Below are 14,933 nucleotides of genomic sequence, written 5' to 3' on the forward strand. Positions count from 1 at the left end.
AATTATAGGCGGTTAACATTGGCTTAACAATTGTTCCTACTCACCAAAATCAGTCCAAAGGAGGATTTTTACATTTTTTTTAAACGTAAAAAAGGGTTATGTATTCAGGCTCAGGTTTTAGTGATTGGGAAATTGGGGATATTACGGTGATACTTCATAAAGGGATATATCATTTATTTCACCTCATTATCCCCAACCACGATTATATTGCCCATGCGGTATCAACAGATGGTATATCCTGGAGAAGGGTAAACAACGCCTTGTTTGTGGGACATCCCGGTGAATGGGATGACGATATGTTGTGGACCATGCACGTAGTGGAAGTGAATGATACATTTGAGATGTATTATACAGGCCTGCAACGAAAAGACCGTGGGGTAGTTTCAAGAATTGGCTTTGCAGAATCCAATGACCTTATCAACTGGACAAAGAATCGTAAAAGCATTTTCCCCATTGAACCCAAAGGCATTTTTTATGAAACCAGTAAGACCAATCCCCGCACATGGCTAAGTTTCCGTGATCCTTTCCGGTTTAAATATAAAGGAGAAGTTTACCTGCTGGTTGCAACGCGGACCATTGCCGGGCCTGTGTCAAGAAGAGGTTGTGTAGGGATGGTAAAAATTACGAACGATGTTTTTGAACTGATGCCGCCATTATTATACCCCATGATGTATGATGATATAGAATGCCCCTGTGTTTTTGAATTGAACGGACGATTTTATTTACTGGGATCTATCCGTGAAGATATAAAAGTGCGCTACTGGTTTGCCACGGATTTTTTTGGAGAGTACCATTCTTTTAACGCCGATGTAATACTGCCCCAGGGAAACTATGCTGCCCGTACAGTGCAGGATGGAACGCATTTACTGGTATTCAATTTCTTTTACGCCTATGGCAAGATCAATGCATTGCGGGTGTTGCCCCCACCCAAGGAATTAGGCACGGATGCAGAGGGGCGGCTGCTGTTAAAAAGTTATTACCGCTGGCAACAAATGGTACAACAAACAATTGCTCAGCCTGACTTTACAACGGTTAAAAAAATACTGGGTAACCTCACCGCCACCTGCATTATTGAAGCGGAAAAATGGTTTTGTGGTGCCCGCAGCGGGTATGAAATCTTCTGCTTTGAAAAGCCGGTTGAAAATTTTATCTGGGAAGGCATATTGACCGTAGAAGGTATGGGTAAGTTTGGTCTTGTGAGTGATATTGATGCCGATGGCAACGGTTATTTCATTTCGTTTGATATGACGAACGGCCTGGTTAAAATACGTACGTGGGGATTCAATCCGCTGAATACAAGAGAAAATTTTATTTTTCACGATATACAGTCGGGCGTTTTTAAAACCAATGAAAAGAAGTCCTTCCATTTCGCCCTCATCCGCTATGGCAATTATATCGAATTGTCGATCGATGGGGTCGTAAAACTTACGTTAATGGACTATACATTCTCTGGTAATCTGATCGGCTTGTACTCGGCTTCGTCCTTTATTTGTCTGCAGAGGTCAACAGTAAAAACATTGCCCAAAACCGAAGGTGAATACGCCAGCCAGGAAGAAACACAAAAGCTTACAGACTGAAACTGGTGAGTGGTCAGTGGTGAGTGGTGAATTGTTAATGGTGAATTGTCAATGGTTCACTATCCAGGAATGAATCTTCACCGTATGGTTAACATAACATATGTTGATGCACTGGGTAATAATAACAAATAGGGCAGGCATGCTAAAGATGCAGAGGCAAAGAACTATCGGAACAGGATTGCCGGTTTTATTTTTAACATGATATCGGATACTTCAAACGACCGGCTTTTTTACAAACATGGGCTTATAATATTTCCAGTAGGCAAATCCTAAAAACACGTTGGGTACTATCAAAAAAACACCCATCAGCCATCCGGATGGCACAAGAATGGTGTGAAACAACAATACATTTAAACTGATGGGAAAAAGCGCCACTGCTGAAAATGCGGCGTAGCGGTTAATGAGCAAAGAAATGCCGCCCGCTATCTGTATAGACTTAATCATCGGGTAAAAATATCCTACACCTTTTAGCCCTTCTTTAAAAGCCTCTACCCTGCCCGTATGCATGGGTTGATAAGGGATAAAGTGCAGGAAATAATCCAGTCCGAAAACCAGGTAAATAAACCCCAGCAGGATGCGTAAAATCGTTGTTGCAATTTTCATAATAGTATATTATTGATATCCATATTTATTTGGCGTGCATCAGTAAGCAATATAATTCTTGCAGTTGGCCTGGAAAATATTTTTTTTAAGATTCAGTTCTTTAATTAAAACTATGAGTGTTGATTGAAGTAGTAAAACGAGTTAAAACAACTGCAGGTGCAGCATACACTTTGGGTGCGTTCAGTCCTGCTTGCAAATCGGTCACAGGGGCATTTTTGCGTTGACCATGCAAATCAAGACACTTAAATTATCTTGCACTTTTATTTGCATTTTCAAGAGCGTTCATTTGAACAGTATGTATGAAGGGTAAACTGGTTGACAATTTTATAATAGCATTATTTACGGTTGTATCGATCGCTTATGTTTTGCCTTACCCCGGTACCAAAGAAAGTCATTTTCACCTGGATACGATTGCCGATATCGGGGTATCCGTGATCTTTTTATTTTACGGCCTTCAACTGGGGCCTGAAAAGTTAAGAGCGGGCCTGGTGAATACCCGCCTGCACCTGGTGATTCATATTGCTACGTTTATACTTTTCCCATTAGTCATTCTTCTTTGCAAGCCGTTATTTGCTACGGCATTTTTAGCACAGGTATGGGTACCTTTTTTCTTTCTTGCTGCATTGCCTTCCACGGTTTCCTCTTCGGTGGTGATGGTATCAATTGCAGGCGGCAATATTCCCGCAGCTATTTTCAATGCCAGTATTTCAAGTTTACTGGGCATATTTGTTACACCCATCTGGATGAGCTTTTTTATCAATCATCAAACAGGTGATGTGGGGCTTGGCCATGTGATTGGAAAATTATTGCTACAGGTGTTGCTGCCTGTTGTGGCAGGTTTACTGCTGCATAAAAGATTGGGCGCATGGGCGGCACAGCACAAAAAACGATTGAAGTTATTTGACCAGTCGGTGATATTGCTGATTGTATATTGTTCGTTCAGTGAATCGTTTTATACAGGCGCCTTTAAAAATTTTTCCATGTATGCTTTGGCATTGCTATTGGTGATGGTGACTGTTTTATTTTTTCTTGTGTATGGCATTATAACGATCGTTTCAAACGGTCTGCATTTTAGCCGGCAGGATCGTATCACAGCTACTTTTTGTGGTTCAAAAAAATCACTCGTGCATGGTTCTGTTATGACCAAAGTTTTGTTTGCCAGTTCAGCCAATCTAGGGTTGATATTGCTTCCTCTGATGTTGTTTCATGCAGTGCAGTTGTTTATTGTAAGTATCATAGCAGGAAGGATGAGCAGGGCAGACAGCAATATTTAATACGTTTTTCTTTTCGCGGTTATTGAGCTTTATTAACGGTTACATTGCAGAGCCTGCTTTGTGATTAAGGAATGAAAGGCTTGCCTACAATTAATTTATCACCTGATAAATCCACTTCAAATAAATGCGGTACCCGTACAGTACGATCGCCGATTTTTTTATGGCTGTGTAAAGACATTAACAACTTGCCATCGAGTGAACGGAACAACATACCGTGACCATAATTGGGTGGCGTAACCGGATCTTTTTCCTGCGCCCAGGCACCGTCCAATGTGCCGCTTGATGAATAAGCAACGCCCTGAGTATATACATCATAAATCCAGCTGGTCCATATCATTCCCAGCCGGCCGGTTGCCGTGCGAAACAGATACGGACCATCGGTTACCTTATTGGGACGATCATTACCCTGCTCATCTTTTTCCCGGCTCCAGGGCGCATCACTTGCACGGAATAGAACTTTTCCTTCACCAATGCTTCCACTTAAATCTGGCTTCAGTTCTATTTTTTCAATTGTACCGTTCAGGTTCTGCAGCCATTCGTAGCAATACACCATATAAGGTTTTCCATCGGTGTCAATCCAAAAAGTTCCATCCAGTGTTGGTTTATTGGCCGGCAAATAAATGGAGTCTTTCATAGGCACATAGGGTCCGTCCGGCTGATCACTTACCAATATATGGGATGCACGGCGTTCTATTATATTTCCCTTTACCGTATCTATTTTTACCGCTCTGTTTGTAAAAGTGGCAAAATAATAATACTTGTTTTTATAAGGATGAAGTTCAGCAGCCCATATCATCGGATGACGTCCCATCCAGGAAGTGGAATCTGTTTTTACTACCGTGTAAGGTCCGTCCCAGAAATGCAGATTCTTACTTTTCCATAACAGGCCACCTGTTCCTGTCATGTAGTACAACTTCGCTTTGGCATCTGCCAGTATAAAGGGATCGCTTAACACAATGGAATCCATTGGCACATTTTTTCTAATTGCAGGCGTGGGACTGTTTTGCGCCCTGATCCTGGAAGAAATGAAGAGGCAACAAACTATAAATAATGAGATTTTTTTCATACAATAATTAAACACAAGCAGTATCTACAAGCTTTTAAAAATAGGGAAATTAAGGGCAACATTATTTCGAAAAAAAATGATCTGCTTTTTATCTATGTTTTTGACGCAGCAATTTACTTTACTGAATGGGACGGCGCATGCTCCATTTTTATAACATGCAACAACAAGAGGTAACATGTATGCAGGCAATAAAAAAAGAGAGCATTGCTACTCTCCTTTTTGTTAATTGTTGTTTCGGGAAACTTTCAATTGTGTTATCCAAGATCTCTCAACCATTTGATAAGGTCATCTTTCGCCTTACCGGTTTTCTGTTGAACCCTTCCCCAAAATTCGTCATCCTTTCCTTCTTCGTACTGCAAATCATCATCTGATAATTCGGCGTACTGTTGTTTGAGTTTACCTTTCCACTCATTCCATTTGCCTTTTAATTCCATCTTATCCATACATTAAAATTTAGATTGTTTATTTAAAGAGATTTGATAAAAAAATTCAGGTAACTTAATTTTGACCAGGCAATAACACTGGCTGGGGATTTTTTTTCGCAGTATCGAAAATTACGGTATCAGTTTTCCTTAAAAGTATCGCCCTGGCTGATATCGCCTGTGTCGTACCCCTTCTTAAACCAATACATTCTTTGCTGCGAAGTTCCATGGGTAAAAGCATCCGGAACTACCGTGCCGGTTGCCTGCTTTTGCAGCCGGTCATCACCAATTGCATTGGCGGCATTTAATGCTTCATCAATATCACCCGCATCCAGTACGTTTTTCATTTTCTGATCGTAATGCGCCCATACACCGGCATAAAAATCGGCCTGTAATTCCAGCATCACCGAATATTTATTGGCTTCTGCTTCTGAAGCCTGCTGCCGGATCCTTGCGATCTTTTGTGTAACGCCATTTAACTTCTGTATATGATGCCCTACTTCATGCGCCACAACATATGCCATAGCAAAATCCCCGGGAGCATGCAGCTTGTCCTGCATCTCCTGGTAAAAAGAGAGATCGATATATAACTTGCTGTCTTCAGGACAATAGAATGGACCCGATGCAGAACTCGTATTACCACAGGCCGACGCCACGGCATCCCTGTATAATACCAGGGTGGGTTCTGTATATTTTTTACCATTGTCAGCAAATATTTTATTCCACACGTCTTCGGTATCTGCCAATACCACTTTCACAAAATCCGCTCTTTGGTCATCCGCCTTTTTTTCTTCGGTTGACATGGGCGCCTGCTGCACACCTGGTGAAATGGGCATTTGCGAAGGATCTGCTTCGCCGCCCAACAGGGTGTACAGCACATAAATTATTACACCAATAATACCGCCACCGGCAGCAATTCCACCACCGGATAAACCGCGGCGATCTTCAACATTGGTACTGCCTCTTCTTCCGAGCCATTGCATACATAAATATTTAAAAGTGAAGGATCAATTTAATACTCTATTCCAGATCGAGGATATACATATTGCGTACCAGATTATTGCAGCGGCAGGAACGTAGAATTTTAAAGTCCATAAAATATAGTTCAGTGAGGTTGATACAGCGGGCAAGACAACATGTTGCCCGGGCAAAAAGGCAAGGACTGGCAGATACAAATGCCAAAAGTAAAGTAGCAGAAAGATGCAATAATAAAAATACAATCAATCAAATTGTATCACGGTAACACCGGTATTCCTAAAGCTGTTTAAATCAGTTAGTTCAAGACAACTTTCTTCCAGTGTAATGATCTTACCTAATAATTTTTCAGGTTGCATTTTCCCCGAGCTGATCCATTCCAGCATGCCCGGATACTGGTGCGCCTGCATACCATGACTGCCGATCAGCTGCAGCTCTCTGGCTATTACTTCACCCATTGGTATCGGAGGATTTGCTTCGGAGCCGGCCATTAATCCCAGCTGGATATGTTTGTCCTGTTTGCGAAGGCAACGTATCGAATTGCCGCATGTTTGCCTGCTGCCCAGGGCATCTGCAGAAACATGGGCGCCGCCTTTGGTGAATGCTAAAATTTCATCAGGTACTGACACAGTTTCCCTTGCATTGATTGCAAAGGCGGCGCCTATACTTTTTGCAAATGCAAGTTTGGTATCATCTATATCAACTGCGATGGGAACGGCTCCCACCGTAGCGGCAATCATAATGGCGGAAAGTCCTACACCGCCACAGCCGTGAATGGCAATAAAATCGCCTGCTTTTAAAGCACCTTGTGTCGTTACGCCGCGCCATGCAGTTATAAAACGGCAACCCAATACAGCGGCAGTTACAAAATCCATTGCGTCAGGCAAACGAACCAGGTTATCATCGGCAAAAGGTATGCGCACGAATTCAGCAAATGATCCCCAACCTGTGAAGCCGGGCTGGTAGTAATGATCACATATTTGTTGTTGCCCGTTACTGCATTGAACGCAGGTACCACAGCCAACGCAGAAAGGTACTGTAACGCGGTCGCCTGTTTTCCAGTTGCGGATGGCGCTGCCGGTGGCAACGATGATACCTGCGAGCTCGTGACCGGGCACATGTGGCAGATGAATGTCTGAGTCATGCCCCTGCCAGCCATGCCAGTCGCTGCGGCAAAGTCCGCTTGCTTTTACACGAATGATTACTTCATTAGCAGCCGGTGAAGGATCCGGAAGTTGAACGATTGCAACAGGCCCTTTAAAAGACTCATAGTAAGCCGCTTTCATGCAGTAATTTTATTTAAATGTAACTTATTCTACTGATGTGAAAACAACTGGCATTACTGTAATTCATTCAGGCTAAAAAATAAGTTCATCCTGCTTTTTGTGTACATTAAACTTATCAAAGTATAAGACAATATTATCATCCTCAACATAAAGGCAATCCAATAAAATCATTTGCTGAAACAAAAAATAAAGTAATTTCAGCCGGATAATTTTCATTAAAATACAACACTCATGAACGAAGCAGCTCCATTAAACCAGGTAGCCGAATTTCACCGCACATTCAAACACCCGGTAGTAAACGCTCCGGCCATACCATCCAAACAACGATGCGATTTACGCGTATCCCTGCTGCTGGAAGAAATGAAAGAACTGCAGCAGGCCATTCAGGATAATGACCTGGTGGAAGTTGCGGATGCTTTATGCGATATACAATATGTGCTTGCAGGCGCCATCCTGGAATTTGGATTGGGAGACAAATTCAAAGCCCTATTTGATGAAGTACACCGTTCCAACATGAGCAAGGCATGCACTTCGCTGGAAGAAGCGCATCAAACCATTGCCCATTACAAAACAAAAGAACAAAGTGAAGCGTACTGGAAAGAAGAAGCATCTTTATACCTGGTGTTTCGGGAAAATGATCATAAAACATTGAAGTCAGTTAACTACTCCCCGGCTAACCTTGGAAGTATTTTGAACAGCAAATAAAAGTCGCCTTAAGAAAAGTAACCGTTCCGTCAGGAGGCAGACTGCTGTTGCTGCTGGAATGTGATTTCAATAAATTCTGCCGGACGCACAATGGCGACCAATACTGTAACGCGTAAAATACCCTCCAGAATATCGGTGGGCGTCATCGTTGTTCCTAATCCAGCCATCACTGAAAATGCTTGCTCCGGCTTTGCCCCGGAAAGTGCACCCTGCTTCCATAAGTTAATCAGGAAATTTTCCATCATGCTTTTTATGGTTAGCCAGGTTGCCGGTTCATTCGGTTCAAAAACATACACTTTCAAAGCAAGCTTCAACGATTGTTCAATCATGATCATCGTTCTCCGAACGTTGATGTATCTCCAGTCCTGGCTATTGCCATCGAGGGTTCTTGCTCCCCATACCAGTGTTCCAATGCCCGGAAATGGACGGATAGCATTGACTGATTTACCTGTAACCGCGTCAACGTTCAAGGTCTCCTGTTGCTCGTGAGAAAGGTTGACAGAGGGGCTTGTTACACTAGACAGCGAGATATTGGCGGGTGCTTTCCAGACTCCACGGGACTGATCCACCATTGTATACACACCGGCCATTACAGCAGAGGGTGGCAAGAGGTTTAACCTTATTTTTATTTCATTTATTATCTGAACATACACCGGGCTGGCGGCGAGCAAATTTTTATGCAGCAGTAAAAGCTTACTTTGTTTTTGCTCCGCAGTATCAGTATAAGTAACTGCATTCCAATGAGCAAAAACATTCCCTGCTGCAGGCTCCGGCAATTGTGTTTTTAACTGATCCAGCGGACAATCCAAATTGGCCAGCGTTATTTCACCGGCGGCTGCTACTAACGTATTCAGCCAGGGATAATAAGCAGCTCCGTAACCCAGATAATCAGTTCCGATGTGTTCCCTGAAATTATTCACATCTGTTTGCGGGTCATCATAATTGACGTCCAGTATAGCAAACCGGCTTTGCGTATCATGACAGTGTTTTAATAGCCTGTCATACACTTCGTAACAGCCCGCAGGATCATGCTTACATGCGGAAATAATATCAGGCAAAACAACAATTGAAGGTTCAGGTTCATTTACAAGAACAGCAAATACATCATCTGAAAAATCGGCTGATTTAATTTCGTTCATTGCCGGTCCCTCATCTTCACCGCCATATGTTCCGATGCTCATGATATAGCATATGTTGCCGCCATTTTGATAAAAAAGACGGATACTGTTATAAAAATAAAATTGCTGAATTGGATCTATGATCAGGGATGCATTAAAAGGTGTTAACGAGCCGGACGCCAACTTAAATTGGTGCGGATAACCTTCACCGAAAAATTCCATGTACTCCTGAATAGAGTCAATGCGCACCGGTTTTCCTTTTAATGATTTGCCATCACGAACCGCTTTTTCAGTATAACCGATGAATACGGGCACAGCAGTTTCAACAGCCACCACTGATTTGGGAAAATCGTTTTGCTCCTGAATATAAGCGCCGGGTGTTACATTAACGGGTGCCATAATAATTCAATTAAAAAAAGAAAGGAAATTTTGCGAAGCCATCTTAAAAGAATGACCGTTATAAATATAATATTTATTTGCTGGCGATCCTTGCAATAAATGCGTAGCGCACGTTGAATACGGGTATTAATCCATTGCAATGCTGTTCAGCAATGCGGCTATTTTAGCTACATTTAGTACGTCTGCGGTTTTGCATAGCAGAATGGCCTGTTCAGGCATATAGCTTACAGCTGCCTCTTCAGGATCCTGCACGATGTTTCTGCCACCACACTGACTGATAGCCTGCATTCCGAGAGCGCCGTCCGCATTGGCGCCGGATAACAACACGCCAGTCAGCCTCTCTTTATAAACCGGTGCGGCACTGATAAAACTTACGTCGATACTTGGCCGGGAATAGTTTACTTTTTGGGAGGCATCGAGTGAAACCGAACCATCCTCTTCCAGTAATAAATGATAATCGGGCGGTGCCAGGTAAATCCAGCCGGGCTGGAGCAGATCTTTTTCATCGGCTTCCTTTAACTGCAGGTACGTTTTTGCCGCCAGCAATTCTGTAAGGCCGTTATCAGCCTGGCCGCTCCTGTGCAATACGACAATAATGGGGATGGCAAATTTTTTATGCAGTTTAGGCAATAGTTTCAGCAAGGCTTCCAGGCTGCCCGAAGAGCCCCCTATGATAATAAGCCGCCTTGTTTTAATTACCTGCTTTTCCGCCATATCTTTTCTTTATTTTCAATTTGCTGATAGTGACTGGCAATAGAAGAAAAACGCAGCGATTCCTTACTGCCCATTGCCAAAAAGCCCAGTGAATCCAGGCTTTGATCAAACAATTCCAGTACCCTCTTCTGCAGATCCCGCTCAAAATAGATCAATACGTTTCGGCATAAAATCAACTGAAACAGATTGAAGGAAGAATCGCTCACCAAATTGTGTGTAGAGAAAATCATTTTCTCCGCCAGTCCTTCGTCAAACTTTGCAAGATTATAATTTGCATGATAGTATCCCGAAAAATCTTCCTTTCCGCCACTCCTGATATAATTTACAGAGTTCTGCTGCATAGTGTTGATTGGATAAATTCCGGTCTTTGCTTTTTCAATCACCGCCTGGTTAAGGTCAGTGGCATATAAAATTGACTTATGCAACAGGTTGGCTTCTTTTAACAGAATGGCCATCGAATATACTTCTTCCCCGGTTGAACACCCTGCATGCCAGATGCGGATAAAAGGATAGGTAGCAAGCACCGGTAATATCTTTTCCCGCAGGGTTTGATAAAAAGCCGGGTCCCTGAACATCTCGGTTACATTCACCGTTACCTCCTCAACAAAGTACATAAAATAAGCAGTGCTATCCATTAGCCTGCGCTGCATATCTGCAAAGGAAGTAAAGCGGCCTTTGACGTAAAAGCCATCAATTCTGCGCTTTAAAGATGCCCTGGAATACCCGGTAAAATCATATCCATACCGGCTCAGTATATTCTCCAGCAATTCCTCCAGTTGCCCGGTTGCAATCATGGTTGTTGTTTTACCTGACCATTTAAAATTTCCAGCAGCAAATCAACATCCACAGGTTTCACTATATAATCATCCGCCCCTGCAGCCAGGCATTTTTCCTTGTCTCCCGCCATCGCCTGGGCTGTAACAGCTATCAGCCGTACATGATTTAAGGAAGGAATTTTTTTTACTATTCCTATCAGTTCATAACCATCCATATCGGGCATCATCATATCTATCAACGCAATTGTAACTTCCAAATCCTGTTTTAGCAGCTGCAATGCCTGCAAGCCACCGGAAGCAACAACGCAACGAAACCGTCTTGACGTTAAAACAGCTTTTAATGCAAAAATGTTGCGATCATCATCATCAACAATCAATATTTTTTGTTCCTCCATAATCTATATTATATCAATACCCTTTTTCGTATAACCATATCCGTAGCAGGGATACCAGCTGATCTGTATCTACCGGTTTAGATATATAATCGGAAGCGCCTGCCGCTATACATTTTTCACGGTCGCCACCCATGGCTTTGGCAGTAACCGCAATAATGGGTGTATTTTTATATACCGGGTTTTTCCGAATGGCCCTGATACTATCATAACCATCCATTTCCGGCATCATCATGTCCATCAGTATTACATCCACTTCGTTTATTTTTGACAAGTGCAATGCTTCTTTACCATCCATGGCTGGTATCACATTCATCTGGTATTTTTCCAGCGCCTTCGTCATAGAATAAATATTGCGCACATCATCGTCGGCCAGCAATACTTTTTTTCCTTTCAGTACATTTTCTTTCAGCACAGATCGCTCAAAATTGGCGGTTGCCGGTTTGTTTTGCTGTTCCTGCACCTGATGAAGAAACAGCGTTACCTCATCCAGTATGCGCTGGTAGGAATTGGCTGTTTTCAGCACAATGGCATCCGCGTATTTTTTTATTTTAAACTCTTCCGGCTGCGAAAGGCTTTTTCCCGTAAACAATATAATCGGCAAATCCTCCAACCCGTCATTTTCCCTGATCTTCTCCAGCAGGGCATCTGTGTTATTATCTGTAATGCTCATGTCAAGGATCACGCAATCCACTTCTTTTTTATGAAGCGAAACAATACTTTCATTTACCGATTGGTTGATTGTGGTGTTAACATTGTAAGTACCCAGATAATATGCCAGTGCTTTCGCATGCTTGTTGTTTTCTTCAATAATTAATACTTTGTTTTCCTTTTTACTTAAAATAAATTCAATTTTTTCAAATATGGTATTCAGTTGTTCAAATGCCACCGGCTTATTGATAAAATTAACGGCTCCTTTGAGCAGGCTTTCTTTTCTTACTTCGTAAGAAGACATAATGTGCACCGGGATATGGCGGGTGTGTATGTTATGTTTTAATGTGTCCATCACTTCCCAGCCATTTTTTACCGGTAACTGGATGTCCAGTAATATACCGGACGGCAGATATTGCTCCGCCATTGCTATTCCAACGTCTCCCCTTACCGCCACCAGTCCTTTATACCCTTTTTTTCTTGCATAACCCAGCAAAGCCTCCGCAAATGTTACGTCATCTTCAATAATCAGAATAACCTTATCCGACGATGTAATATTGTTTCTGTCATCAGGAATTTCTTCGGGAATAACATTGGTGTTGTATCTGTCATCTGCCGATTTTTTTTTCTCCGACGCAAATGGTTGAATCTCCGGGCGGGTTGCCACGGGTTGTTCTGCGTTTATGATATCTGTAAAATTTTTGCCCTTTTCCACAGGTATACAGCAAACAAATTCGCTGCCTGATCCGGGTGTACTGCTGACGGTGATTTCGCCACCCAGCAACCTGGAAAGTTCCCTGCTGATAGATAGGCCCAGTCCTGTTCCACCATACTTTCGGCGGGTAGAACCATCTTCCTGCTGAAAGGCTTCAAAAATAAGTTCCTGTTTTTCCGGGCTGATGCCGATGCCCGTATCTTTTACAACAAAGCAGATAAAACCCGGCCGGTGCGTATCCATACTTACATTCAAATGAACAGCACCTTTGGAAGTAAATTTAAATGCATTGGACAGCAGATTTTTTAATACCTGCTCCAGCCGCATTTTATCAGTTTCAATGATGGCCGGTACTTCGGCACCTACTTTAATTTCCCACTCCAGCTGATGCTCTTTTGCAAGTGGTGAAAACAAGGCATTTAAACCATCGGTTACCTCGTTTATTTTTACAGGCAGGTATTCAATGGTCATTTTGCCCGATTCTATTTTGGACAAATCCAGTATTTCGTCTATCAGCTGCAACAAGCCTTTTCCGGAACTTTCAATTACATGAGCGTATTGCACCTGGTCTGCAGTAAGATTTTGTTCATTGTTTTCAGACATCAGCCTGGATAATAATAAAATCGAATTCAATGGTGTACGCAACTCGTGCGACATGTTGGCCAGGAATTCTGATTTGTATTTTGTAGACAGGGCAAGGTCAGCAGCTTTCTTTTCAATCTCTGCATTCTTTTGCATAATCAGCTGGTTGCGTTGTTCCAGTGCGGCTGATCTTTCTTCAAGTAAGGTATTGGTTTCAATCAGTTCTTCCGATTGAACTTTCAGTTCTTCTTCTGAAGTCTGCAGCTGCTGCGTTTGCAGTTCCAGTTCGCTGTTAATCTGTTCCAGTTCCGACTGCTGAGACATCAGTTCTTCTGACTGTGATTGTGTCTCTTCCAGCAACTCCTGCAGGCGCTGGCGGTTTTGCACGGTGTTAATTGCAATGCCAATATTCCCGCTTATCTGTTTAAAAAAATCGAGTTCTCTACTTGTGTAGGTATGCAGTGCTCCCAATTCAATTACGGCATTGACATTGTTTTCAAACAGTGCAGGAAATACAACCAGGCAAACCGGCTTCACTTTTGCCGCGGCAAAAGAAATATGAAAATTGTCGTCAGCGATATTGGTTACCATCAACTGCTTTTTAGATAAAGCACATTGGCCTGCCAATCCTTCTCCTGTTTTAATTTTTTGTTTTGCAGCGTTTTCCTGCAATGCATAACTATTTTCAAGACTAAGCTGCTGCTCGCTTTCACGGATATAGAATGCACCTACCTGGCTGTTGGTATATTCGGCTATGCATGCCATTATTTTCTGTGCAATACTCTGCATGTTGTCGTCTCCAATAACAGCCTCATTTAACGATGCGATACCAGTCTGTAACCATTCTTTATCCGCCAGTTCATTAAAAGATCTTTCAAGTGATGCAGCCATTTTATTTAATGCGCCCGAAAGATTTCCCAGCTCGTCTACCTCCACATCATTTACCCGTATGCTATAATCCCCGCCCGATATTTTTTCCGACACACGCTGTATCATATTAATCCGGTGGCTGATAGCTGCATCTTTTTTAACCAGCTCATCCTGCAGTTTAGTCCGGATGGTGATATCCTTGTTTGTTTTTAAATAAAAAAGGATAGTGATGATAATCGCCAGCATTGCGGCGACCGTAATCATTACTGGAGTGTTGGAAGAAAATTTAACAAGATTCTCTGTTCTAGACTTTAGCAACTTATTCTCTTCAGTAGTCATATTTTTTATCATTCCTCTTACACTGTCCATAAAAAATCTACCAGCTTGCAAATCGTCTAACGCTAACGGTTTGTTTGCTTTTTTTTCATCAATGAGCGCCTGCAATCTGTAGAACCGCTTTTTAATTACCTGGTCCAGCACACTAATTTTTTCCTGCTGGGCAGCATTGTCAGCAGTAAGGCCTTTAATATCCTTTATCAATTCCAGTACCTTTTCATAAGAGCCGCTGTAAGGCTGCAGGAATTCATCTTTGCCAGTGAGTAAAAAACCCCGCTGTCCCGTTTCCGCATCTTTCATTACAGATATGGTCTGCTCCAGTTTTGCAACTACGGTGTTGGTATGATTAACCATGTCAGCGCTTTTAAGCAGGTTGGTGATGCTTATGTAAGAGGCCACAGAACTACCAATAAGTATCAATAATGAAATACCAAAACCAATCATAAGATTTCGCTTCAACGAAAGTTGCATA

13 protein-coding genes are annotated in these 14,933 nt (G+C 42.4%); 3 read left to right on the plus strand and 10 right to left on the minus strand.

The annotated features are described in order from the left end of the window. The first annotated feature begins 98 nt into the window (after window positions 1-98). Complete coding sequence (locus QWZ08_RS11325; RefSeq protein ID WP_290337522.1) at window positions 99-1,577, plus strand: glycoside hydrolase family protein; 1,479 nt, start codon at window positions 99-101, stop codon at window positions 1,575-1,577. A 213-nt stretch (window positions 1,578-1,790) separates the two neighbouring features. On the opposite strand, the gene QWZ08_RS11330 is transcribed toward QWZ08_RS11325, so the two are convergent. Next, window positions 1,791-2,180, minus strand: a complete 390-nt coding sequence (locus QWZ08_RS11330; RefSeq protein ID WP_290337523.1) for a DoxX family membrane protein — start codon at window positions 2,178-2,180, stop codon at window positions 1,791-1,793. 299 nt (window positions 2,181-2,479) lie between these two features. On the opposite strand from QWZ08_RS11330, the gene QWZ08_RS11335 reads away from it, so the two are divergent. Further along, window positions 2,480-3,454, plus strand: coding sequence for a bile acid:sodium symporter family protein (locus QWZ08_RS11335; protein WP_290337524.1), 975 nt, complete (start codon window positions 2,480-2,482; stop codon window positions 3,452-3,454). A gap of 64 nt (window positions 3,455-3,518) precedes the next feature. On the opposite strand, the gene QWZ08_RS11340 is transcribed toward QWZ08_RS11335, so the two are convergent. The 4 genes from QWZ08_RS11340 to QWZ08_RS11355 form a co-directional block, all read right to left on the minus strand. Further along, complete coding sequence (locus QWZ08_RS11340) at window positions 3,519-4,520, minus strand: glycoside hydrolase family 43 protein (RefSeq protein WP_290337525.1); 1,002 nt, start codon at window positions 4,518-4,520, stop codon at window positions 3,519-3,521. A 254-nt stretch (window positions 4,521-4,774) separates the two neighbouring features. Then, on the minus strand, window positions 4,775-4,963 hold the full coding sequence (locus tag QWZ08_RS11345) for a CsbD family protein (RefSeq protein WP_290337526.1): 189 nt from the start codon (window positions 4,961-4,963) through the stop codon (window positions 4,775-4,777). A gap of 119 nt (window positions 4,964-5,082) precedes the next feature. Further along, the gene (gene ypfJ / locus QWZ08_RS11350) at window positions 5,083-5,925 is read right to left on the minus strand and encodes a KPN_02809 family neutral zinc metallopeptidase (RefSeq protein ID WP_290337527.1); all 843 of its coding nucleotides are present in this window, start codon (window positions 5,923-5,925) and stop codon (window positions 5,083-5,085) included. Between the two features lie 237 nt (window positions 5,926-6,162). After that, window positions 6,163-7,203 carry a zinc-dependent alcohol dehydrogenase family protein gene (locus tag QWZ08_RS11355; protein ID WP_290337528.1) on the minus strand — a complete coding sequence of 347 codons (1,041 nt, stop codon included), beginning with the start codon at window positions 7,201-7,203 and terminating at the stop codon, window positions 6,163-6,165. A gap of 231 nt (window positions 7,204-7,434) precedes the next feature. Between QWZ08_RS11355 and QWZ08_RS11360 the strand changes: the two genes are divergently transcribed. Next, window positions 7,435-7,908, plus strand: a complete 474-nt coding sequence (locus tag QWZ08_RS11360; RefSeq protein ID WP_290337529.1) for a pyrophosphohydrolase domain-containing protein — start codon at window positions 7,435-7,437, stop codon at window positions 7,906-7,908. 29 nt (window positions 7,909-7,937) lie between these two features. On the opposite strand, the gene QWZ08_RS11365 is transcribed toward QWZ08_RS11360, so the two are convergent. The 5 genes from QWZ08_RS11365 to QWZ08_RS11385 all read right to left on the minus strand — a co-directional run bounded on the left by QWZ08_RS11365 (window position 7,938) and on the right by QWZ08_RS11385 (window position 14,932). Next, window positions 7,938-9,425 (minus strand): phage tail sheath family protein, encoded by a 1,488-nt coding sequence (locus QWZ08_RS11365; protein WP_290337530.1) that lies wholly within the window; start codon window positions 9,423-9,425, stop codon window positions 7,938-7,940. A gap of 126 nt (window positions 9,426-9,551) precedes the next feature. Further along, window positions 9,552-10,139 (minus strand): chemotaxis protein CheB, encoded by a 588-nt coding sequence (locus QWZ08_RS11370; RefSeq protein ID WP_290337531.1) that lies wholly within the window; start codon window positions 10,137-10,139, stop codon window positions 9,552-9,554. Then, window positions 10,121-10,933: a CheR family methyltransferase gene (locus tag QWZ08_RS11375; protein ID WP_290337532.1), complete on the minus strand. Its 813-nt coding sequence runs from the start codon at window positions 10,931-10,933 to the stop codon at window positions 10,121-10,123. The genes QWZ08_RS11370 and QWZ08_RS11375 overlap by 19 nt, the downstream gene beginning before the upstream one ends. Next, complete coding sequence (locus QWZ08_RS11380) at window positions 10,930-11,310, minus strand: response regulator (protein WP_290337533.1); 381 nt, start codon at window positions 11,308-11,310, stop codon at window positions 10,930-10,932. The genes QWZ08_RS11375 and QWZ08_RS11380 overlap by 4 nt, the downstream gene beginning before the upstream one ends. A gap of 13 nt (window positions 11,311-11,323) precedes the next feature. Next, window positions 11,324-14,932 carry a response regulator gene (locus QWZ08_RS11385; RefSeq protein WP_290337534.1) on the minus strand — a complete coding sequence of 1,203 codons (3,609 nt, stop codon included), beginning with the start codon at window positions 14,930-14,932 and terminating at the stop codon, window positions 11,324-11,326. Between the last annotated feature and the right edge of the window lies 1 nt (window position 14,933).

The sequence above is a fragment of the Ferruginibacter paludis genome, from assembly GCF_030409685.1.
In the GTDB taxonomy this organism is placed as follows: domain Bacteria; phylum Bacteroidota; class Bacteroidia; order Chitinophagales; family Chitinophagaceae; genus Ferruginibacter; species Ferruginibacter paludis.